Here is a 22,084-nt window from a genome sequence, read left to right as displayed (position 1 = left end):
CTTGTTACCGACGGCGAGTCGATCCTTCGATGGACCTCGTCGGCTGGTGCTTTCTGCTGATGCTACTGCTCCTGGCTGGGTTCCCGGCCATGGCCGATGACGACCTGCCCGATCGCGACGCGATCGAGGCGCGTCTGGCCGAGCTGCGCCCCGAGGAGGGGCAGAGCGTCGGCGACGCGGAGCGGCGCGATATCGAAGCCCTCGAGGCGACCCTGACGGCACTGGAGCAGTTGACGAGCGTCGAGGAGCGGTTCGAGGCGCTGGAACAGCGGCTGGAGGCAGCGCCCGGTGAGCTGCTTCGCCTCGAACGAGAGCTGCTTCAGGAGGAGGAAGCCGCGCTGGAGCGCTCGGCCTCCGACCTGGACGACGTGCCGCTGGACGAGCTGGAGTATCGCCAGCAGGAAGCGGTGTTCGAGCTGCAGCAGCTGCAGGACCGCCTGGCCGATGTCAGCGCCCAGCTGCTTTCCGCCCAGACCCTGCCGGAGCGGGCACAGCAGGCGATCTCCGATGCCATGCAGGCTGCCGAGCGCACGCGCCGGTCGCTGGATGCGCTGGAGGGCCAGGGGGCCAGCGAGGAGTCGCCGCGGCTGTTGCAGCTGCGCGTCGAGCGGCGCCTGGCCGAGCGCACCCTGCGGCTGCATCAGCGAGAACTGGGCAGCAACACCCGGTTGCGCGAGCTGGCCCAGCAGCGCCGCGACCTGCTGACTCAGCAGATCGCGCGCCAGGAAGCCGAATTGACCCTGCTGCAGAGCGTGATCGACCGTCAGCGCCGTATCGCCTCGGAGCAGGCGATCGCCGACGCCGCCCGGGACGATCCGCTGCTCGAGGCGGGGCATCCGGTGCTGGAGCGTGCCCAGCAGATCAACCGCGACCTCAGCCTCGAGCTGCTGCAAGCCAATGACCGCCACAACGGGCTGGTCCGCGAAAGCCTGGCGACCCGAAGCCAGTTGGATTACGTGCGCCAACTGCAGCGCAGTTTGAACGAGCAGATCGAGGCGATCCGCGGCAGCCTGCTCCTGTCGCGCATCCTGCGTGAGCAGCGCCGCTCGTTGCCGCAGGTGGACGCCCGGGGCAACCTGCAGGATGAGATCGCCGACTTGCGCCTGCGCCAGTTCGATCTGGTGAGACAGCGCGACGCCCTGCGCCAGAGCGAACGGCTGGCCAGCCAGCGACTCGAGGAGGCGGGCGTCGAGGTCAGCGAGGCGCTGGTGGAGTCGCTGCAGGGCCTCTACCAATCGCGGCGTCAACTGGTCGATCAGCTCGAGCAGACTTATGGCGGCCTGCTGAGTGCCGCCATCGAGCTGCAGCTCAACCAGCAGCAGCTCCTGGAAACCTCGCTCGATCTGCGTACCACCATCGACGAGCAGCTGTTCTGGATCGCCAATACCCGGCCGTTGGATCTGGCCTGGTTCCGCCATCTTCCCAACAATCTGGCTTCCGAGTGGCAGCAGGGCGAGTGGCGCGAGGTATTGCCGGTGCATTGGCGCAAGCCGGGGATCGAGGCGATTGCCGGGTTGCCTTTCGTACTGGCTGCCCTGGCGCTGCTGGGCCTGCGCCGCCGCATCCAGCGACGGCTGGCCGTGCTGCACGACCAGATCGGTCGACTGCGCAGCGATTCACAGGCGCATACGCCCCAGGCGGTGGCGCTCAATGCGCTGCTGGCGCTGCCGGGCCCGTTGACCCTGGCCGGGTTCGGCTCGGCGCTGGTCGCCGCCGGTCAAGGCATTGCTGTCGGGCTCGGCCAGGCCTTCTGGCATCTGGCCCTGGCCTGGGCTTTCATTGCCTGGTCGCGGCGGCTGCTGGTGCGCGATGGGGTGGCAACCAAGCATTTCTATTGGCCGGCAGGCTACGTCGCTCGGTTGCGCTGGCTACTGGGCTGGCTGGGAGTGGCGCTGATACCGGTGCTGTTGATCGCCATCCTGGCCCGCGACGGTGAGATCAGTCTGACCCAGCGGCCGCTGGCGCTGGGCCTGCTGGTGGCCGGCCTGCTGTCCATGAGCGTATTGCTGGCGCGTCTGATCCTGGCACACACGCCATTCTTCGGCGTCAAGCTGTTCCGTCTGGTGCTGGGGCTGATCATGGCGGCGGTGCCCGTGGCGCTGGTGGGCCTGATCATGTCCGGCTACGAATATACCGCGCTGAGCCTGGTGGGGCGCTTCGTCATCACGCTCTACTTGATGGCGATGTGGATTCTGGTCGAAGCCTCCCTGGTGCGCGGCCTGGCGGTGGCGGCCAGGCGGCTGGCTTTCAAGCGGGCGCTGACGCGTCGTCGCGCCCAGGCGCAGGAGGGCGCCGAGGGTGCCATCGAAGTGGTCGAAGAGCCGCCGCTGGACATGGAGCAGATCAACCAGCAGTCGCTGCGTCTGTCCAAGCTCATCCTGTTGATCGGCTTCGCCGTACTGCTCTACCTGGTGTGGTCGGACCTGCTCACCGTGCTCGGCTACCTCGATGACGTGGCCATCTGGGAGGCCAGCGACGGGGTGGGCTCGGAGCTCGTCACCAGCGCGCTGTCGGTGGCGGATATCTTCACGGCGCTGTTGATCTTCGTCCTCACGGTGGTAATGGCGCGCAACCTGCCCGGTCTTCTGGAGGTGATGGTGCTGTCGCGGCTGGAATTGAAGCAGGGCAGTGCCTATGCCATCACCTCGCTACTCTCCTACACCATCATCGGTACCGGGCTGGTCGTCTCGCTGGCCACCTTGGGCGTGGCCTGGAGCCAACTGCAATGGCTGGTGGCGGCGCTGGGCGTGGGACTTGGCTTCGGCCTGCAGGAGATATTCGCCAACTTCGTCTCGGGCTTGATCATCCTGTTCGAGCGGCCGGTGCGTATCGGTGACACCATCACCCTGGGCAACCTCACCGGTACGGTGAGCCGCATCCGTATCCGCGCGACCACGGTGACGGACTTCGACCGCAAGGAAATCATCATTCCCAACAAGACCTTCGTCACCGACCAACTGATCAACTGGTCGTTGTCGGACACCATCACCCGGGTGGTGCTCACCTTCGGTGTCGCCTACGGCTCGGATCAGCGTTTGGTGCACCGGCTGCTGCGTCGGGTTGCCGACGAGAACCCGCGGGTGCTGGGCGATCCGGAACCGCAGGTATTCTTCATGAACTACGGCGAGAGCACGCTCACCTTCGAGTTGCGAGTGTTCGTCAACTCGCTGGGCGATCGACTCTTCGCTACCGACGAGATCAACTGCCGAGTGGGTGAGCTGTTCCACGAGCACGGTATCGACATCGCCTTCAATCAGCTCGACGTCTGGCTGCACCGCGCTGGCGACGAGGCGAAGAAGAAGGTGCAGACGGTGACGCCGACGGATGGCTGCGGAGAGCAGTTTCCTCCCCCCGGCGCCGCGGGCGATCCCGGAGAGATCGAGATCGGCAGTAGCGGCGACGGTGACGGTGGCGGGGGTGACGGCCGCTGAGGTGGCCGCTATCCCTTCATCGCGTAGAGCAGGAATTCGCGATTGCCGTCGCCGCCCTGCAGCGGGCTTTCCTGCCAGTGCATCACACGCAGACCGGATGCCTCGCAGACATTGCGAATGTTGACTTCGACCTCGGCGTAGCGGGCCGGATCGGCCACGATGCCGCGCGCATTGACGCCGCCCGGACCCACCTCGAACTGCGGCTTGACCAAGCTCAGCAGCTCGGCACTCGAGGGCAGCAGAGCGGCCAGCTGTGGCAGGATCAATGTCTGCGAGATGAACGAGACATCCATTACCGCCACATCGGGACCCGTGGCGCCGCGGGCCGCCAGCGCCTCGTGCAGGCGCAGCTCGTCGGTCATGGTCCTGGCGTTGAGTCCCTCCAGGCAGGTGACGCGAGGGTCGCCGCGCAGTTCGGAATCGAGCTGTCCGTGGCCCACCTCCACGCCGATCACATGGCTGGCGCCGAAGGCCAGCGCGCAATCGGTGAAGCCGCCGGTGGACTGGCCGACGTCGAGCACCAGCTTGCCTTCCAGCGATAGGCTCAGGGCGTCGATCAGTGCTTCGAGCTTCAGTCCGGCGCGCGAGACATAGCGTTCTTCGGGGTCGTCCGTCACGTTCAGCCGCACCTCTTCGGGGAGTTTCTCGCCGGGCTTGGCCAGTATCCGCCCCGTATCCGCCAGGCTGACCCGGCCATGGCGAATCAGCCGTTGTGCACGAGTACGCGAGCGGGCCAGGCCCTGGGTGACGAGCAATTGATCGAGGCGGAGCATGGAACTCACCGGCGGTCAGAGGGACAGGGCGGCATTATGGCATAATCAGTTCGTTAGCCCGTTAACAAAGGAGATCGCGTGAGTCGAAGAGAAACCAAGCTGCTGGTCCGGTCGCTGGCCACCGGGGCTGTCGGCGGCGTGGTGTTTCATCTCGTCGGTCTGCCGTTAGCATGGATGCTGGGGCCGCTCGTGGCCAATCTCGTCATTTCGGCCCGAGGGATTTCAGTCGGCGTGCCGGAGCCGCTGCGCGAAGGCTTTCTCGGCGTGCTCGGCCTGGTACTGGGCAGCCGTGTGACCCCACAGTTGGCCGAGAGGATGCTCGACTGGCCGCTATCGGCCCTGTTGCTGCTCGCCGGTGTGGCGCTATCCACCGCCGTGGCCGCGGCCTGGTATCGGTACCGCGGTTTCGATTCGGTGAGTGCCTGGTTCGCCTCGGCACCCGGGGCGATGACGGCGATGATACTGATGGGCGAGAAATGCGGTGGCGACGCACAACGTATCGCCATCGCCCAGTCGCTGCGCGTGGTGCTGGTGGTGCTCCTCCTGCCGCCGCTGTTCTGGTTTTATGAAGGGGCGAGCGGCGCCGAGATGGAAGCGGCCGTCGATCAGGCCCTCTCGGCACCCTGGATGCTGCTGTTCCTGCCGCTGCTTTTCCCGCTCGGGCGCTGGCTGCGTCTGCCCACGCCCACGCTGCTTGCGCCGCTGCTGTTCGCCGCTCTGCTTTCCGGCTTCGACATCGCCAGCCTGCGGCTACCGGAGTGGGGCATGAACCTGATGCTCTGGGTGCTGGGCTGCGCCATCGGTTCGCGCTTCCGCGGGCTCTCTTCGGCACGGCTGGGGCGCTATCTGTTCGAGGCCCTCGTCGCCACGCTGGCGGCCTTGGCGGTGCTGGCCGTGTTCGCCGAACTGATCCACCTAGGGGTGGGCGTGCCGCGCGACGTGGCGCTACTGGCGCTGGCGCCGGGCGGCATCGGCGAGATGGCCATTCTGGCCGTGGCGCTGGAACTCGATCCGGTCTTCGTGGCCTTTCACCACCTGCTGCGCATGGTGGCGCTGATGCTCTTCGCCCCGCTTTGGGCGCGCTGGCTGTTACGCCACGATGAGCGGGGCGGAGGGTAGAGGCTCAGCCGTGTCCGGGCCCCGCCCCGGCATCGGCCTGGAGATCGGACGCAGGCACTCGGTCGGCGCCCCAACTGCGGTAGAGATAGACGGTGACGCGGTCGATCTCCTCTTGAGTGATCTGGGCCAGCTCGCCGCGCTCGAGCGGGTCGTAGTGGAAGATATATAGGCGTGAGGCGAACTGCTCGAAGGGCAGCGAGGCTTCACCGAAGCGTTCGCCGTGCCCTGCCGTGCTTACCTTGATGCCGTCACCCCAGTCCTGGCCGCTGTCGTTGTTGGGATTGTAGAAGTAGACCCGCATGACGTCCGTCGGATCCAGTGACACCCGCAGCACCGTAATCGCATGCCAACCGATGAAGCGGGCCGCACTGTCGGTCACGGCGATACCGGCCGGCTGGGGGTGAATCAACGGCTGGTTGCCGTTGTAGTAGGGGTGGTAGCTGGCATAGAAGTGACGCAGGAAGGTATCGACCTCATGCAGCATGCCGGTGGCCACGTCGACGTTGATACGAAAGCCACGACCCGACCACCAGCCGTGAAATTCGGGATTGACCCAGCGGTGCGGATCGCCTTCGCGATCGACGCAGCGCCGTCCCATCTCGGCGTAGATTCTGTCCAGGTGGGGGACCACGATCAACGATACCGGATCGAGATCCATGGGCAGGCTGTGGGCCACGCCGCCCAGGCTCTCCATCGAGGAGATGGCTTGGCCCTCGAAGTGCATGATGATCTCGTCGTCGCGAGCCGCCCAGGCGACCATCTGCAGCAGGTAGTCGGGATCGTTGTAAGCCCACATGGAGAGGGCGCGCGCCGATTGGCAGGTCGGGTTGTTGCCCTGGCCGACACCCAGGGGCTGGCCAAGCATGCACAATACCCCTTCCAGCAGCCGCGCCCTTGGGGAAATCGTCTCGCCGAAAGCGAGGTTGAGACGCGCCTGCGACCACTCCGAGAGCGGCAGGCCCAGCTGGCGCCACATGGCCGGAGCCACCGGAGGTTGATAGAGAATGCCGCGCTCGAGCATCAACGCCAGACCGTAGACGGCTTGGGGAGTGGGCGGGTGCACTGCGCTGCGGATCAGCGCATGGACCAGCTCGCGATAGCACAGCAGACAATCTCTGCCGGTCGAGGAGAGGCCCAGGGCCTCGGTCAGCAGATGGTCACTGTGGTCGAGCAGATGGCGTAGCAGTACCGGGTGATAGGCCGAGACCAGGCCGGTATCGTGCATGGCGCGGGCGAAACCGGTGGCCTCGCTCTGCAGGGCGGCGTTGTCCATGCTGGAGAGCCGTTCGCGATAGACCTCCAGCCCTGGATCTTCGCGGCAAGCCTGGGTGGGCCCGAACAATGAACTGACCAGGCGATCGGCGCCCTGGCCACTGACGCCCAGGTCGATCTCGGGATTGGCTTGGCAGATGGCTATCTGGGTGATCATCTGCTTGACGGCATCCACCTGGATGGGACGCTGCTGCAGGATTCGCCAGATCTCCTCGATCAGCTTGTCGATGATATGTTCGTAGCCGATACGCTCCGCCAGGTGATGGAACAGGTGGCGGGGAATCTGCGCCAACCGGCCCTGGGTTTCCCGCTCGGCCTCGCTGGGGGCGCCGAACAGCAGCCAGAGATTGAGCGCCATTGCCTGGGTCAGGTAATGATGGGCCTGTTCGGTCGAAATCAACGGATGAACGTAGTCGCCCTTGGCCACCGCCAACAATCGCAGCTCGCTTAATGCCTCGATCACTACAGTATTGGCGTTGGGGCTCTTGAGCGCATGGGTGGTCAGGGAGGGCAACAGATACTGCGGCGTCTCCCAGTCCGAGCCCTGAAATACGCCGGCTTCCTCCAGTGCTTTGGCGCGAAATTCCAGCGCCGACGCACCACCCGGTTGCAGCAGCACGCGGCGGGCGGTGTCGAGTACGCGGGGTAGCTTTCCGGGTTTGGCGAAGTCACGAGACTCGCCCAGCAGGGCGGTGGCCTCGTCGAACTTCGCCAGCAGGCCGGGAAGCTTGTCATCGCCTGCCAGAGTCTGGCTGGCGTCCTGCATTTGCCCGTTCGTGGTCACGCCGGCTCCTCTTGATCAGGCTGTCATGACCATGACGCCTTGCTCAGATATAGAAATCAAGTTCTTCCTGGTGCTTGAGCAAGTCTCTCAGTCGATGCGGATCCTCGCCCTTGAAATAGATCAGCCCCCAGTGGGTGCCGAATGCCGTGCGCTTGGTGACCGTCTCTTCCATCGGCGTCGTGAGCTCATGCGACTCGAAGTAGGGGTCGTCCTCGACCTCTTCGGGAATCTCCAGGCGGCTGACCACCCGACGACGAGGGTAGACACCGAAGCAGCCGGCGTAGCACTTGGCGTCCTCCACCTCCTTGGGGAAGAAGGCCTTGACCTCCTCGATAGTGCTCTTGGGGTCGAAGACCAGCATGCTGGCCTGGTAGGCATTGAAGCCGTAGACCCGTTCGAGCAGTTCGAAGACCTTGAAGCCCGGCGGTCGATAGGCTACCTCGCCGAAGTACATCTCGCCATCGCTGGTCACGAAGTACTCGGGGTGGATCAGGCCGAATTCGATATCGAACGTCTTTATCAGTTTCTCGATCTGGGCGGTTATCTGCGGGCGGTACTGCTCAAGCTCCGGCGAGGCGGGCACGAAGACCGAATAGCCCAGCGTGACGTATTCCGAGATGTTGAGGAAGGCGATCTTGCCGTTATGAATCCAGGCCTCGACGGCGAACTCCCAGCCGTCCAGGTGCGATTCCATCAATACCGGAAACTCCTCGTCGGGAATGGTATCGACTTCGTCGGGGGTGCGGATCACCCGGTGGCCCAGGCAGCCGGCCTTGTCGAAAGCCTTCAGGTGAATAGGGTCGTTGGGGTCGCCGTCGAGCTTGAGCAGGGTTTGGTTGACTCGCTTGAGAAAACGGATGACGTCGCCCTTGTCGTGGGCTTCCTCGAAAATGCCCACGCGAATGCCGCCAAGCTGGGCGCGACGCTTCATCAAGGCCTTGTCGCGCAGCAGCAGCGATTGCCCGTAGAGACGCGGGTTGTCGAGCAGCAGCGAGTTGATGGCGCCGGCCCATTCCACTGTTTCCTCGAACAGCGGGATCGCCACGTCGACGCCCATTTCCTTGAGGGTTTCGGCGATCTCCATCGAGCGGTCATTCAACCGTTCGAAATTCCACGAAACGTGGGGGATGTCATGTTGCTGGCAATACTCCTCCGCCCATTCGGGGGCCACCACAATATAACGGCGATCAAAGTTCTCCGCGGCTTCGATAGCGTTCAGGCTCCAGCCTAGCAATGCGATATAGCCCTTGTCGGGATTCTTGTTCATTGGAACGTCTCCTGTTGGGGGTCCTTCCTTTTGCGACCAAAACCGTTCCTTTACCCTAGCTGATTCCTCGCTGCCTTACAGGGCAAACACGCCGGGGCTCTGCCCTTGCTGCTCTCCGGCACCGCTGGTATAGTGCTCGCGCACTCGTCAAGCCCTTGATGCTACGTCGAGTTCGATGCCTGTCTGCGCCCGGCAGGAATCGTGTCGTGGTGGCCCCGTCGGTCCTCCCGCAACGCCAAACCGCAAACCCCGCCAGGCCCGGAAGGGAGCAACGGTAGCGGTGGCCGCGTGTGCCGGGATGTGGCTGTCGGGGCCGCCTCCATTCGAGGCCTTCTTCCCCGCGTTTCCTCTTGTTCTGCCTGACTAACATGACGTACGGCACGGCTAGGCGCGATGCCTGGAACCGTGATGTCACCACGTTCAGCACCTGCCCTGTGTACTGGGAGCTCAGCAGCACGAGCCAATTGCTGCACCAGCAGCCTGGCTGTTGCGAACTGCTCGAAAAGATTTACGCCTAAAGTCTGATTAGACCTTGGTATAATGCCGTCTCGCTGGTATCATGCAATGCAGCAAATACCACGAGAGGAGGGTGCCATGCATACCGACACGCCGGACGATGCTATTCAGCGCAGCTTGCGCCAGTGCCTGTCGAATGCTGCCTTCCTGCTCTACCAGCACGGCCACGTGCTGGAAACGATCACCGTTCCCTTCCGCGGGCTCGACAGCCGAGCCTTGCGCCAGTTGCGTGAGGCGTCCAAGGAATGGCGAGCCTGTCAGCGAGTGCTCGAGAGCAGCGAAGCCGCCGTTTACAACGAGCAGGGCCGCTTTGTGCTGACCGGCATGGGGCGCGAGCTGCTGTTCGACATGTTCGGTGAAGGCGCGGCGGACTGCGCCTGACAGGACGTTCAAGGATAAAGCAAGCGGGGAGGCCAACGGCCTCCCCGCTGCGTTTCAGGCTCCGGTTCGCAACAATGCGAAATATCGCGGCGGGCAACTAGGCGCCGATCACCTGGGTGACAGGGCGACAGGGCGTCGTCGCGGGTCGTGGCCCGGGCGTTCATCTCCGACTGCGGCGGACGAGTGCGAAGACACTGCAGGCATAATCGATTAGATGGCGTCTTTTATATGCCGCTTCCTCCGGATTCGGCCAACCGCGCCCAACGATGGACGAATAGCGCATAGGTGGTCAGCACGTGACGGATCGAGTCGATCTCGACACACTCGTCGACGCCGTGGATGCGCTGGGCCACGGGGCCGTAGCAGGTGCCGTTGATTCCACCACTGACGTGGAAGGCGCGCAGGTCGGTGGTGCAAGTGGAGAGGTAGCGGGCCGGCGTTACGCCGAGCAGGTCCTGGTGGCATCTCGACAGCAGCCGGATGCCGGGTGCCTCGAGATCGACCAGCAATCCCTCGGAGCGGAAGCCGTGGAATTCGACCCGAGGTGCGGGATTGCCGGTGCCGAGTAGGGCATGGCGCTTCTCGACCGTCTCGCGGACCCGGTGCATGACCTCGGCGGGCGTCATGCCTGGCGGGAAACCGACGCGCCCTTCGATGACGGCGTGCGCCGGCACGCTGGAAGCCCAGTTACCGCCCTCGATACTGCCGATGCTGAGATTGAAGGGGTGATCCAGGTCGTCGTAGGGAGGCTGGCGCGGCAGGTCATTGATCTCGGCTTCCAGTGACTTGAAGGCAGGCAGGTAGTCGAGTATCGCCTCGATGGCGTTGCTGCCGGCGCGGGTGTCGAGCACGTGGGCCGGCACGCCATCCAGGCGCATGCGAAACCACAGCACGCCCACCTGGCCGGCATAGATCTGTGCACCGAAGGGCTCAGGGATCAGTACGAAATCCCCGCTGTAGCCTTGGTGTAGGCAGGCGAGCGCGCCATTACCGGTACACTCCTCCTCGATCACCGTCTGCAGGGTCAAGGGGAAGTCGATAACCACGCCGGCTTCGCGCACGGCATGCACGGCCATGATCATGGCTGCGATGCCGGCCTTCATGTCCCCGGCGCCACGTCCGTAGAGCCAGCCGTCCTTTTCCCACGGCTCCCAGGGTGGGCGACTCCACATGTCGATGGGCTCGGCGGGCACCACGTCGAGGTGGCCGTTGAACACCAAGTGCGGCCCCGCTGCATCGGCGTTGAGTCGGGCCACCAGATTGTAGCGGCCGGCGTTGTCCCAGTACGTTGGCGCCCGGTGGTGATGGTCGGCGAAGCCCGGCGCATCCAGTGGTACCCTGACTGCCGGCATGTCCAGTCATTCGAACCAGCGCTGCATGGTTTCCAGGGCGCCATGCTCCCGGCCCAGCACGCTGTAGTCGCGCACCAAGTCGCGGGTCAGTGCCAAGGTATCGTCCATCAGCGCGTCGCACTGGGCGACGATACGCTTCTCGATGCTATCTAGCATCACAATCTCCCAGTCGATACTCGTCGAGGTTGGAATGCGAGGTTTGGCTCATCGAATCTGCCCGTTTGTTTTTTATGTTACGAACGGTTGTCTGCAGTCTATGGCACCGGCAAGGTTGCCAACCACAATTGCCTCATGGTCATGCGCCCATTCATTCCGGCGATGACGTTCAGTTTCGAGCTGGTCTATCGTGACAACTGGAAGCGGGCCAGGGCGCTCGAATTCATTCGCGAGCGGGGCAGGGTGCTGCTTCGCGACTATCGTGACGGCATCGGCTGACGCGGCTTTGCGCCCCTGACCTTAGCCGGTAGAATGAGCAGTTATTTTCCAGACCGTCATGGCCAGGCGTTCCCTGCCCATGACGACGCTTCCAGGCCGGCTGCCAGCCAGCCCAGCTGCAAGGATTTCATGCCGCATGAGCTATCAGGTCCTGGCCCGCAAGTGGCGGCCGCGCACGTTCCATGAGCTGGTGGGCCAGGAGCACGTCCAGCGCGCCCTGGTCAACGCCCTCGATCAGGGACGCTTGCATCACGCCTATCTGTTTACCGGCACGCGGGGGGTAGGCAAGACCACCCTGGCGAGAATTCTGGCCAAGTGCCTCAACTGCACTGCCGGCGGGCGCGGTGACGATGGGGTGACCTCGTCGCCCTGCGGCGAGTGCGCCAGCTGTCGCGCCATCGACGAGGGGCGCTTCGTCGACCTGATCGAGGTCGACGCCGCCTCACGTACCAAGGTCGAGGATACCCGCGAGCTGCTCGACAACGTGCAGTACGCGCCCACTCAAGGGCGCTACAAGGTGTATCTCATCGATGAGGTGCACATGCTTTCGACCAGCAGCTTCAATGCACTATTGAAGACGCTCGAGGAACCGCCGCCCCACGTCAAGTTCCTGCTCGCCACCACCGACCCGCAGAAACTGCCCGCCACGGTGCTGTCGCGCTGCCTGCAGTTCACGCTCAAGAACATGCCGCCGGAGCGCATCGTCACCCATCTGGCCAAGGTGCTCGAGGCCGAGGGGATCGACTTCGAGGAGAGCGCGCTCTGGTTGCTGGGGCGCGCCGCCGACGGCTCGATGCGCGACGCCATGAGCCTCACCGATCAGGCGATCGCCTTCGGGCAGGGTCAGATACGCCATGCCGACGTCGCCGCCATGCTCGGCACCCTGGACCATCGCCACGTGCTGGCACTGGTCGAGGCACTTGCCGACATCGATGCCGCGCGCGTGCTGCGCGAGGTGGCCCAGCTGGCCGAGCAGGGTCCGGACTTCGCCGCCGTGCTCGACGACATCAGTGCCGTGCTGCATCGTCTGGCCGTGGCCCAGATGGTGCCCGATGCGGTGGATAACGGTCATGGCGATCGCGACACGGTGCTGACGCTGGCCTCGCGTTTCACCGCCGAGGACGTGCAGCTCTATTATCAGATCGGCGTTCAAGGGCGCGGCGACATGGAACATGCGCCCGACCTGCGTACCGCGCTGGAGATGACTCTGCTGCGCATGCTGGCTTTTCGACCACAGGGCGTGCCGCAGCCGGCCACGACGCCCCTGCCGTTGCGCGGTGAAAATGGTGGTGGTACGTCATCCCCCGCTCAGGGCGAATCTGGCGCCCCGCCGACACCACCGGCAGAAGCGGCGGCCAGTCCGGCCCGGCGACCGGAAGCGCCCGAGCCGATTCCGAGCCAACCGGCATCCGCGGGCGAGCCTGTGCCGACCTCGAATTCGTCAACTGCGGCCGAGGCGAGCCTCGCCCATGAGCCGCCTCCGCCTTGGGAGGAGGCCTCGCCTGTTCACGGGCCGGTGCCTGGGGATGCTTCCGTGCCGTCCGAGTCCGCTGCGCCCCGCCATGCCATGCCGAGCCGCAGCGAGCCGCAGGATGAAACAGCGATGGTCTCCAAGGCTCGGCCGGGCAGTACGAGCCAAGAAGCGGACGATACCGATGTTGCGGTACTCGAAGCACCCGAGCCGGCTTCGGTCTACGAATCGGTTTCCGTCGACGAGTCCCCGGCCCCGGAGGGGGAGCGCGTCACGGCTCATGTCGCACCCCCGGTGGCCGATGCTCCGTCCGGAGGGCGCTGGGATCATGCGCGTTGGCTCGCCAGCTTCGATTCCCTGGGACTTGGGGGGCTGACGCGCAACCTTGCGGCTCATTGCGTAGTCGAAGCCGACGACGGCAACCGTTTGACCCTGCGTCTCGACCCCTCGCAGGAGGCCATGAACGCCGAGATCCATGTGCGCCGCGTGCAGCAGGCGCTCGCCGCGATAGGTGTGACCCGTCAGCTCGCAATAGTGCCGGGGCCACTGCCGACGGACGTGGAGACACCGCGACAGCAGGCCGAACGGATAGCCGCCGAACGCCATGCCGAGGCCGTGGCGGCCCTGGAGCGGGATCCTCGGGTTCAGCAGCTACAGGAAGCCTTCGGGGCGCGATTGATCGCCTCGACCGTCAAGCCGGCGGATGTCGCTCCCCGCGCCTGACACCCAGCAGTTTCGACTTTGCCTAGCGAGAGGAACGGACATGATGAAAGGTGGAATGGGCAACCTGATGAAGCAGGCCCAGGAAATGCAGCAGAAGATGCAGCGCGTGCAGGAGGAAATCGCCAAGGCCGAAGTGACCGGCGAGGCCGGGGCCGGCATGGTCAAGATCACCATGAACGGGCGCCACGACGTGAGCAAGGTCGATATCGACCCGAGCGTCATGGAGGAGGACAAGGAGCTGCTCGAGGATCTGCTGGCCGCGGCGGTCAACGACGCGGTGCGCAAGGTAGAGACGACCTCCCGTACGAAGATGGAGGAAGCCACGGCAGGGCTGAATTTGCCGCCGGGCTTCAAGATGCCGTTCTAAGGCACGCTGAGTAGCGCTCGATCAAGCCGCGTCGAAGATCCTTTCGAAGGTACGTTTACCTTGGGTAAGCGCTGCGCTCGCGAGGATCTCTTGCTTTGCCTGTTCTTCGCTCGCCCGAGCTTCGGCCAGCGTCAGCCAGAGGTGCTTAATGAGCTTTTCCCCCCTTGTCGAGCGGCTGATGGAGTCGCTGCGTGTATTGCCGGGCGTGGGGCCCAAGACCGCCCAGCGCATGGCCATGCATCTGCTCGAGCGCGATCGCGATGGCGGCCGGCGTTTGGCCGGCGTGCTCGAACAGGCGCTCGAGCAGGTGGGCTACTGCCGGCGTTGCCGGACCCTTACCGAGGAGGAGGTGTGCATCCTCTGCACCAGCGGTCGGCGCGATGACGTCCTGCTGTGCGTGGTAGAATCACCTGCCGACCAGCTCGCCATCGAAGAGGCAGGGGGCTATCGCGGTCGCTATTTCGTGCTGCATGGTCATCTATCGCCGCTCGATGGTATCGGCCCCGAGGACATCGGGCTCGACCAGCTGGAAGCGCGCGTGGCAGAAGGCGGTGTTGCCGAGGTGATCCTTGCGACCAACCCCACCGTGGAGGGCGAGGCCACGGCGCACTACATCGCCGCCCAGCTTGCGCCTCATGGTGTCACGCTCTCGCGACTGGCGTACGGCGTGCCGATGGGCGGCGAGCTCGAGTACGTCGACGGCGGCACGTTGAGTCGCGCCTTCAATGGCCGGCTGCCGTTTCGCGGCGAGTGATCGCCGCTCAACCGAGACCCTGCTGGACGAAGCATGACGCTAACCCCTGACATACGCTGGATCGATACGCCCGAGGCGCTGGATGCCGCTTGTGCCGAAGTCGCCCAGGCGGAGGTGATCGCGCTGGATACCGAGTTCTTCCGCGAGAAGACCTTTCATCCGGTGCCGGCCCTGATCCAGTTTTCCGCTGGCGGCCCCGCCTGGCTGGTCGATCCGCTCGCCGTCGACTGCACGGAAGCCTTCCGACGCCTGCTCGGCGAGGGCCCGCTCAAGCTGCTGCATGCCAGCAGCGAGGATCTGGAGGTTTTGGCGCACTGGGCCGACATGGCGGTGGCCCCGCTGGTGGACACCCAGGTCGCCCAGGCCCTGCTGGGTGAAGATCCGGCCATGGGTTATCAGCGTCTGGTGCAGCACTGGACCGGCGAGGTCCTGCCCAAGGACGAGACCCGCTCTGACTGGCTGCAGCGTCCCCTGAGCGATGCCCAATGCCTTTACGCCGCGCTGGACGTGGTGTTCCTGCTCAAGGTATGGGAGCACCAGCGGGAGGCCCTGGATCGGCTGGACCGGCGCGGCTGGCTCGAGGCCGACTGCCGCGAGCTGCTTGCCCAGGCACTGCGCAGCGAAGAGACGGACGGGCAGTGGTATCGTCGCCATCGTCAGCTATGGCGACTTTCACCCCGACAGATCGAGGCCTACCGACTGCTGACGACCTGGCGCGAGGGCGAGGCGCGGCGGCGCAACCTGCCCCGAGGCTGGTTGGTCAACGACCGGGTGCTCTTCGGCATCGCCGAGCGCATGCCCGAGAGTCGCTACCAGCTCGCCGAAGTCGAGGATATCAAGCCGAGCCTGATCAAACGTGACGGCGATACGTTGATGGAATTGGTGAAACAGGCGCGCCAGTGTGAGGCCGAGTCGTTGCCACCGGCGCTGCCGTCGCCCATGGCGGGGGAGTACAAGCGTCGCATGAAGGCGCTCAAACGTGTGGTGAACGAGCACGCCGAACGCCTGGGGGTGGCGCCGGAGGTGCTGATGCGCCGGCGCGACCTGGAAGCTCTGGTCGCCGCCGATCTGGCAGATGAACCTTTGCCTCTGCCGGAGGGCTGGCGTGGTGAATGCCTGGCGGCTCCGCTGCAGCAGGCACTCGAAGAGGTGGAAGTCGAATGACCGACGATCGAATGCAAGGCGACAAGGTGTTGTGCGAGATCTTCAAGAGCCCGCGCAAGGAGGAGATGTACCTCTACGTCGACAAGCGGCAGGGATTGGCCGAGGTACCCGAAGCCTTGTTGGAGCGCTTCGGCAAGCCGGTCTCGGCCATGACGCTGATTCTGACGCCCGAGAAACGCTTGGCGCGCGCCAACGTCAGCGACGTCATTGCGGCGATCCGCGAGAAGGGGTACTACCTGCAGCTGCCCCCGGTCAAGGATGAGTACTTGCTGGACTTGTACCGTACGCCCACTGAAGCGCGCTACTGATCATGCGAGAGCGTTTCTGGGAACGCTTCGACCTCGAGGAGCTCACCGCCGAGGAGTGGGAAGCGCTGTGCGACGGCTGTGGACAGTGCTGCCTGCTCAAGTACCAGGATGACGAGACGGGCGATCTGGCCGTGCTCGGCGTCGCCTGCGAGCTGCTGGATACGCACAGCTGCCGCTGCAGTGACTATACCAATCGCCAGGCAAGGGTGCCGGACTGTTCCCGACTCACGCCGCAGCGGATCGACGAGTTCCGTTGGCTGCCAAAGTCCTGCGCTTATCGACGCGTGGCGGAGGGGCGCAAGTTGGCCGGCTGGCATCCGCTGATTTCGGGCGACCCCGAGCGGGTTCACCGCAAGGGCATCAGCGTGCGCAGCTTTGCCGTCTCCCAGCGCGATGTGCCCGAAGAGGAACTGGAAGACTATATTATTGCCATCCTGCCGATCGACGGCTGAAGCACCGATCACGCACGTGACGATGTCGAGCGTGCTCCCCTACCAAAGACCCGGTCGACACTGGGTCTTTTCATTGCCTGCGCGAGTTACGCCTCCCTTTCGGCGAGCCCCAGCGCCCAGAGGATGAAGGCATCCTGACGCGCATTGTCGTGCCATGCCTTGAATCGCCCCGAAGCGCCTCCGTGGCCTGCGGCCATGTCGGTGCGCAGCAGTATCGGGCCCCGCGCGGTCTCCATCTCCGTGAGCCGGGCGTAGAGCTTGGCGGGTTCCCAGTAGGGGACGCGGGAATCGTGCCAGCTGCCCTGCAGAAAGAGGGTGGGGTAGGCCTGGGGCGACAGATTATCGAGCGGCGAGTAGGCATGGATGCGCCGGCGGGCGTCCGGTTCATCGGGATTGCCCCATTCGGTGTATTCGGCGGTAGTGAGCGGCAAGTCGGGGTTTTCCATGGTGCGCAGCACGTCAACGAAGGGCACGTCGAGCACGGCGGCGCAGAAGGCCTCAGGGGCGAGGTTGAGGCTGGCGCCGACCAGCAGTCCCCCGGCGCTGGCGCCGTAGGCGGCAATACGCTCACCATTGCTGAAGCCACCCTCGACGAGTGCGTCGCGGGCGGCCAGGAAGTCGCGGAAGCTGTTCTCCTTGTGCTCCAGCTTGCCGGCCAGGTACCAGGGTTCGCCGCGGTCGCCGCCGCCGCGCACATGGGCCACGGCAAAGGCCATGCCGCGGTCGATCAGCTCGAGTCTGGCCACCGAGAACCAGGGGTCGAGCACTTCGCCATAGGCACCGTAGCCGTACAGCAGCGTGGGCAGTGGCCGGCCGGACAGATCGGCGCGCATCACTACCGACACCGGTATGCGTTCGCCGTCGTGGGCTCGTGCCCAGACCCGCTCGCAGCGCAGGTCGCCGGGCTGCAGGTTGCCATGCAGCGGCTGGGTCTTGAGCACGCGCCGCTCGCCGTTGTCCAGGTCGTGCTCCAGCCAGCGCACCGGCATGACGAACGACTCCTCGCGAAGTAGCAATCGGCGTTCGTCGAAGTGGGGCATATCGCCGAGCATTACGCTGCAGGGAGATTCGGGCAAGGCCAGCCGCTCGTCTCGCACGTGCTCATGATCCGCGTCGAGCTCGACGATGCGAATGCGCACCTGGGCCTCGTGGTGGTCGCGCTCGGTCAGTGCCAGCCCCCAGCTGAAGGCCTCCACGTCTTCCAGCGTATGATCGTCGCGGTGAGAGATGAGCGTTCGCCAGGTGTCGTCGGTATCGGTCTCGTGCACCCAATCCAGGCGGAAGTGTGGCGCTTCGCGATTGTGAACGACATAGAAGGCACCGGGGCGATGCTCCAGGCCGTACTCCACGCCTTTCTCTCGCGGGCGGAAGCAGCGTGGCGGCTCGTCCGGTGCATGAGCGGGGAGCAGATGGCATTCGCTGGTGTCCTTGGAGGCGCTCTCCAGCACCAGCCACTGGCGCGAGCGGGTCTTGCCGAGCCCGAGCCAGAATTCGGGGTCTTCCTCACGCAGGACCAGTGACGCCTTGCCGGCGATCCCTTCGCGTACCGGCAGGCGCCAGATACTGTCGGGGCGCTGCGTGGCGTCATAGCGGGTGAACAATAGCGTAAGGTTGTCCTCGGCCCAGGTCAGCTCCGGGCCGATCTCGTCCAGGAGCAGGCGCGGTTCGCCGTCCGGCAGCGATTTGATATAGAGCGTGAAGCGTTCGTCGCCGCTGGTGTCTTCGGTCCACGCCAGCCAGCTTTCGTCGGGTGACAGTGCCATGTCGCCCAGCTCGAGGAAGCGATGCTCCGACGCGCGGGCCTGCAGGTCGAGAAAGGGGATCGCCTCGCCCGGGCATCCGTTGGGATGTCGCCACCAGACCGGATAATCGGCTTCGGCGGCGGTCTCGCTCCAGTAGGTGAAGTGGTCTAGCGCGGTGCGCAGGCCATGTACGGCCAGCTCCCGGCGCGACAGGTGGCCTTGGTAGAGCCGTTCCACCAGGTCTTCCAACGGGGCCATCCAGGACTTCGATTCCCGGTTCGCCGCCTCGAGAAAGGCGGTGACCTGGGGGGCGTCGCGGTCCTCCAGCCAGTGCCATTGGGGATCGTCGGCGCGGCGGAAGCGTGCAACGGGCGAGCGGACCTGCCCGCCGACATTTTCAGTGGGGGACGTGGAATGTGGCGGCTGTGCTTTCATTGACTCGCGTGTACCATACTGACTGTGACTTTCCATCGTGTACGATCCGTTCGTCGGCGAATCGTAACGCAAGATTGAGGTAGTGATGCTGACCACCGATTCGATGTCCCTACTATGGCTTACCTATCTGGGTTTGTCGCTGGTCGTGCTGCTGAGCGGTTATCTGGCACTGGCGTTCTTGCCGCGCATGCTGCGACTGCCGATCACCTGGGCCGTAGCCGGCATCCTGTGGATACCGACGCGCTTTCGATTGCCGTTGGTGGAAGAAGGGGAGTTCTATACCGGATTGGCGCCGGCCGTGGTGGTGGCGTCGGTTGCCTTTCTCGAACGCAACGCCTCGACCCTGCTCTCGGCGGGGTTGCTGGTCGCCGCCGGGGCGGGTCTGGGGGCCGCCCTCGGTCTGCTGCAATGGTGGTGGTTCCGCTCGGACGGAGAGTCCGAAGAGCGAGAAAATGACAATAACGCAAGGCGCGATGGCCGCAACGGCGAGGGACCCCGTGAGCCGCGCGAGCGCCGGGAGCCGTTGATCGGCTAGGGAGCCCCGATGGGGAGGGTATGCAAGAAGGGTTGGCACTGGCTGGTTGGACTGGCCGGTGCGCTGTTGCTAAGCGGCCATTTGGGTGCCGAACCCGCCGAGGAGCGGCTCGAGGTGCCCGAGGTAAGGCTTGTCATCGATGTTTCGGGCAGCATGCGCCGCAACGATCCCGACCAGCTCGCTGCCGAGGCCCTGGACCTGCTCGTGGCTCTGATGCCCGGCGGTATTCGAGCCGGTATCTGGACCTTCGGCGAACGGGTGGCCAATCCGCTGCCGCCAGAGACGGTGAACGCCGCCTGGCGCGAGCGTGCCCGAGCCCTCACATCCCGCCTGAGCGACTATCAGCAGTACACCGATATCGAATCCGCTCTCTTCGAAGCGTCAGTCGTCGAAGCCGAGGGGCGGCGCCATCTGGTGCTGCTGACGGATGGCATGATCGATCTACCCAACTGGCGCGGCACCAAGCCGGCGATCGATGCCGCCTCGCGCCAGTCGCTGCTCGAGGAGCTCGGCCCCCGGCTGGCCAACGAGGGCACCGTTGTGCATGCCATCGCCTTCTCCGACGAGGCCGATCTCGACCTGGTGGAGCGTCTCGCCCAGATGACAGGCGGCCTGTCCGCGCCGGTGAAAAACCCCGACGCCCTGCTGGGAGCCTTTCTCGATATCGCCGATCGTATCTTTCCCAGCGACCAGGTACCGGTGACCGATCAGCGCTTTCTCATCGAACCTGGGCTGGAGGGATTCACGGCGCTGCTGTTCCGCGGCGAGGAGGCACCGGTACTGGTGGCGCCGGACGGGAGTCGCTTCAGCGCGGAAACGCCACCCGAGGGTGCCGAGTGGCGTAGCGAATCTCGCTACGACCTGGTGCGGGTACCCAATCCTCAGCCTGGGCAATGGCGTCTGGAGGGCGAGCCCGGACAGGCGAGCCGTATCACTGTCGAGTCGCCGCTCAGCCTGCAGACCGACGGTGTGCCGGCGACCCTTTACCTGGGCTTCGATGTCCCCGTGGAAGCCTGGCTGAGCCGCGATGGTCAGGCACTGGACGAGCAGGCGTTGCCCTCTCACCTGCGCTTGACGGCGGAACTGCAGGGTGAGGCGGGAACCGTGCAGTCGGCCGTGGTGCTCAAGCCGCAGGGCGAGCGCTTCGTCGGCCGGCTGCCGGCGCCGGCGCTGACGGGCGCTTCCCAGTTCGTGGTGCGTGCCGAGGGGCAGGGATTTCGCCGCCAGCGAAGCCAGCCGGTCAATGTGCAGCCGGCCATCGCCGCGCGCCACGACGCCGCCAACGAGCGCGTGCTGCTCGCGGCCGAACATCCCAGTCTCGACCGTGACAATACCCGGGTGCTTGGCCAGCTTCAGGGCGCACTGCTGGAGGCCGAGCCGACCGGCGAGCGGCGTTGGACCATGGCCCTGCCTGAACTGGATTCGGCGCTCAGCGTGCCGCTGGTACTGCGTGCCGAGGTGTCAATAGACGGCGAAACCCGCGAGCTAATGCTGCCGCGCCTGGTGCTGTTCCCGGGAGTGGACACGGCCATCGACCAAGTCGATGCCCAGACCGCCCTAGAAGTGACGCGCTTCCATGATGCACTGGCGCCATCGCAGGGTAGCCGTGAGGCGACGACCCTGCCGGAGAGGGTCGAACGTGTCGTGCAGCGGGTGCAGGCGCTCCCCCGGCTCGCCCAGGAGCGCTGGGGTGAATGGCACCCACTGTTCTCCACTTGGTTCGACGAGGCGATGCGCGACCCGCGAAGCTGGGCGCTGGTTGTCGTCCTGCTGCTGCTGCTGGGAGTATGGCGGTTGAGGGTGCTGCGTCGGCGCCCCACGCAACGGGAGGAGCCGCATGTGTGAACTGCTGGGCATGAGTGCCAACGTGCCCACCGATATCTGCTTCAGCTTTACCGGTTTCCTCCATCGTGGCGGGGGTACCGGTCCTCATCGAGATGGCTGGGGCATTGCCTTCTACGAGGCCGGCGGTTACCGCGATTTTCGCGATCCCCACCCCTCTGTGCGCTCGCCCATCGCCCGACTGATCACCGACTACCCGATCAAGTCGCACATCGCCATCAGCCATATCCGCCAAGCCAACGTGGGCGGGGTGAGGCTGGCCAATACGCACCCTTTCACACGCGAGATGTGGGGGCGCACCTGGTGCTATGCCCACAATGGTCAGCTCAAGGACTGGCAGGCGCTGCCGCTCAATTTCTATCGCCCGGTGGGGGATACAGATAGCGAGCACGCCTTCTGCTGGCTGCTCGCCACCCTCCGCGAGCACTACCCCGAAGCGCCTGAGTTGCCGACCTGCAACGATGCATGGGGCGAGTCGCACCGGGTGTTCTGGCGCCTGGTGCATCGGCTCTGCGAGACGCTGCGCGACATGGGCGTGTTCAACATGCTGCTGGCCGATGGCGAATTCCTCTACACCTACTGCTCGACCAAGCTCGCCCATATTACCCGGCGCGCTCCATTCGGGGGTGCGGAACTCTCCGATGCCGAGCTGACGGTCAATTTCGCCGAGCACACCACGCGTGACGACATCGTTTCGGTGATAGCGACCGAACCATTGACCAGCAATGAAGCCTGGGCGCGCATGGAGCCGGGAGAACTGCTGGTGTGGCGACAGGGCAGAATTCTGGCCAGGGTCACGCCCGAGTGAGTCATGAGCTTGCGCGCCGTAGCGTAGAAACGCATGGCTTGCCTTTGTGTGGCGCATTGACCAGTTTGAAGGCACGTCGAAGCCTTTGGAGCGTTTGAACGAACGTTTCAATCGCTTGTTTTACAGTGACGTTGCGCCTGGTATATCGTACTG

General features: G+C 64.9%; 19 protein-coding genes and 1 other RNA gene. 14 read left to right on the top strand and 6 right to left on the bottom strand.

The annotated features are described in order from the left end of the window. Positions 1–29: 29 nt before the first annotated feature. Positions 30–3,431: a mechanosensitive channel MscK gene (mscK, locus tag CYJ07_RS04070; protein ID WP_104202413.1), complete on the top strand. Its 3,402-nt coding sequence runs from the start codon at positions 30–32 to the stop codon at positions 3,429–3,431. An 8-nt stretch (positions 3,432–3,439) separates the two neighbouring features. Here mscK and CYJ07_RS04065 read toward each other — a convergent pair whose 3' ends face one another. Beyond that, complete coding sequence (locus tag CYJ07_RS04065; RefSeq protein WP_104202412.1) at positions 3,440–4,204, bottom strand: TlyA family RNA methyltransferase; 765 nt, start codon at positions 4,202–4,204, stop codon at positions 3,440–3,442. 78 nt (positions 4,205–4,282) lie between these two features. On the opposite strand from CYJ07_RS04065, the gene CYJ07_RS04060 reads away from it, so the two are divergent. Beyond that, a complete protein-coding gene (locus CYJ07_RS04060) occupies positions 4,283–5,323 on the top strand; it encodes an AbrB family transcriptional regulator (protein ID WP_104202411.1) in 1,041 nt (346 codons plus the stop codon). 4 nt (positions 5,324–5,327) lie between these two features. On the opposite strand, the gene CYJ07_RS04055 is transcribed toward CYJ07_RS04060, so the two are convergent. Then, positions 5,328–7,361, bottom strand: coding sequence for a hypothetical protein (locus CYJ07_RS04055; RefSeq protein WP_104202410.1), 2,034 nt, complete (start codon positions 7,359–7,361; stop codon positions 5,328–5,330). A 61-nt stretch (positions 7,362–7,422) separates the two neighbouring features. Then, positions 7,423–8,646 (bottom strand): ATP-grasp domain-containing protein, encoded by a 1,224-nt coding sequence (locus CYJ07_RS04050; RefSeq protein WP_104202409.1) that lies wholly within the window; start codon positions 8,644–8,646, stop codon positions 7,423–7,425. A gap of 216 nt (positions 8,647–8,862) precedes the next feature. Here CYJ07_RS04050 and ffs point away from each other — a divergent pair. Both ffs and CYJ07_RS04040 read left to right on the top strand, forming a co-directional pair. Then, positions 8,863–8,959, top strand: an RNA gene (ffs, locus tag CYJ07_RS04045) — signal recognition particle sRNA small type. A gap of 281 nt (positions 8,960–9,240) precedes the next feature. Beyond that, positions 9,241–9,543 carry a hypothetical protein gene (locus CYJ07_RS04040; RefSeq protein WP_104202408.1) on the top strand — a complete coding sequence of 101 codons (303 nt, stop codon included), beginning with the start codon at positions 9,241–9,243 and terminating at the stop codon, positions 9,541–9,543. Between the two features lie 224 nt (positions 9,544–9,767). Here the strand turns inward: CYJ07_RS04040 and CYJ07_RS04035 are convergent, their stop codons facing one another. After that, entirely contained in the window at positions 9,768–10,895 is a 1,128-nt protein-coding gene (locus tag CYJ07_RS04035; RefSeq protein WP_231489530.1) for an ArgE/DapE family deacylase, read from the bottom strand. A gap of 6 nt (positions 10,896–10,901) precedes the next feature. After that, positions 10,902–11,051 (bottom strand): hypothetical protein, encoded by a 150-nt coding sequence (locus CYJ07_RS20535; protein ID WP_231489529.1) that lies wholly within the window; start codon positions 11,049–11,051, stop codon positions 10,902–10,904. 135 nt (positions 11,052–11,186) lie between these two features. Here CYJ07_RS20535 and CYJ07_RS04030 point away from each other — a divergent pair, with 135 nt between their 5' ends. The 7 genes from CYJ07_RS04030 (at position 11,187) to CYJ07_RS04000 (ending at position 16,569) form a co-directional block, all read left to right on the top strand. Beyond that, on the top strand, positions 11,187–11,330 hold the full coding sequence (locus CYJ07_RS04030) for a hypothetical protein (protein WP_156085467.1): 144 nt from the start codon (positions 11,187–11,189) through the stop codon (positions 11,328–11,330). A gap of 136 nt (positions 11,331–11,466) precedes the next feature. Continuing rightward, a complete protein-coding gene (dnaX, locus tag CYJ07_RS04025; RefSeq protein WP_104202406.1) occupies positions 11,467–13,524 on the top strand; it encodes a DNA polymerase III subunit gamma/tau in 2,058 nt (685 codons plus the stop codon). Between the two features lie 40 nt (positions 13,525–13,564). Next, positions 13,565–13,891 carry a YbaB/EbfC family nucleoid-associated protein gene (locus tag CYJ07_RS04020; protein WP_104202405.1) on the top strand — a complete coding sequence of 109 codons (327 nt, stop codon included), beginning with the start codon at positions 13,565–13,567 and terminating at the stop codon, positions 13,889–13,891. 148 nt (positions 13,892–14,039) lie between these two features. Then, positions 14,040–14,645 (top strand): recombination mediator RecR, encoded by a 606-nt coding sequence (gene recR / locus CYJ07_RS04015; protein WP_104202404.1) that lies wholly within the window; start codon positions 14,040–14,042, stop codon positions 14,643–14,645. A 33-nt stretch (positions 14,646–14,678) separates the two neighbouring features. Next, entirely contained in the window at positions 14,679–15,809 is a 1,131-nt protein-coding gene (gene rnd, locus CYJ07_RS04010; protein WP_104202403.1) for a ribonuclease D, read from the top strand. After that, entirely contained in the window at positions 15,806–16,117 is a 312-nt protein-coding gene (locus CYJ07_RS04005) for a YcgL domain-containing protein (RefSeq protein ID WP_104202402.1), read from the top strand. Before rnd ends, CYJ07_RS04005 begins: the two co-directional genes overlap by 4 nt. 2 nt (positions 16,118–16,119) lie before the next feature. Beyond that, positions 16,120–16,569 (top strand): YcgN family cysteine cluster protein, encoded by a 450-nt coding sequence (locus CYJ07_RS04000; RefSeq protein WP_104202401.1) that lies wholly within the window; start codon positions 16,120–16,122, stop codon positions 16,567–16,569. Between the two features lie 86 nt (positions 16,570–16,655). Here the strand turns inward: CYJ07_RS04000 and CYJ07_RS03995 are convergent, their stop codons facing one another. After that, positions 16,656–18,746 carry a S9 family peptidase gene (locus tag CYJ07_RS03995; RefSeq protein ID WP_104202400.1) on the bottom strand — a complete coding sequence of 697 codons (2,091 nt, stop codon included), beginning with the start codon at positions 18,744–18,746 and terminating at the stop codon, positions 16,656–16,658. A gap of 85 nt (positions 18,747–18,831) precedes the next feature. Here CYJ07_RS03995 and CYJ07_RS03990 point away from each other — a divergent pair, with 85 nt between their 5' ends. From CYJ07_RS03990 to CYJ07_RS03980, 3 genes are read left to right on the top strand one after another with little or no spacing between them, the layout of a single operon-like run. Further along, positions 18,832–19,281: a hypothetical protein gene (locus CYJ07_RS03990; protein WP_104202399.1), complete on the top strand. Its 450-nt coding sequence runs from the start codon at positions 18,832–18,834 to the stop codon at positions 19,279–19,281. 9 nt (positions 19,282–19,290) lie between these two features. Beyond that, positions 19,291–21,126, top strand: coding sequence for a vWA domain-containing protein (locus tag CYJ07_RS03985; protein ID WP_104202398.1), 1,836 nt, complete (start codon positions 19,291–19,293; stop codon positions 21,124–21,126). After that, entirely contained in the window at positions 21,119–21,931 is an 813-nt protein-coding gene (locus CYJ07_RS03980) for a class II glutamine amidotransferase (RefSeq protein WP_104202397.1), read from the top strand. The genes CYJ07_RS03985 and CYJ07_RS03980 overlap by 8 nt, the downstream gene beginning before the upstream one ends. Positions 21,932–22,084: the final 153 nt, after the last annotated feature.

This window comes from Billgrantia saliphila (assembly GCF_002930105.1).
GTDB lineage: Bacteria > Pseudomonadota > Gammaproteobacteria > Pseudomonadales > Halomonadaceae > Halomonas > Halomonas saliphila.
Note: the sequence above shows the minus strand (reverse complement) of the source record. Positions and strands in the feature narration are given on the sequence as shown.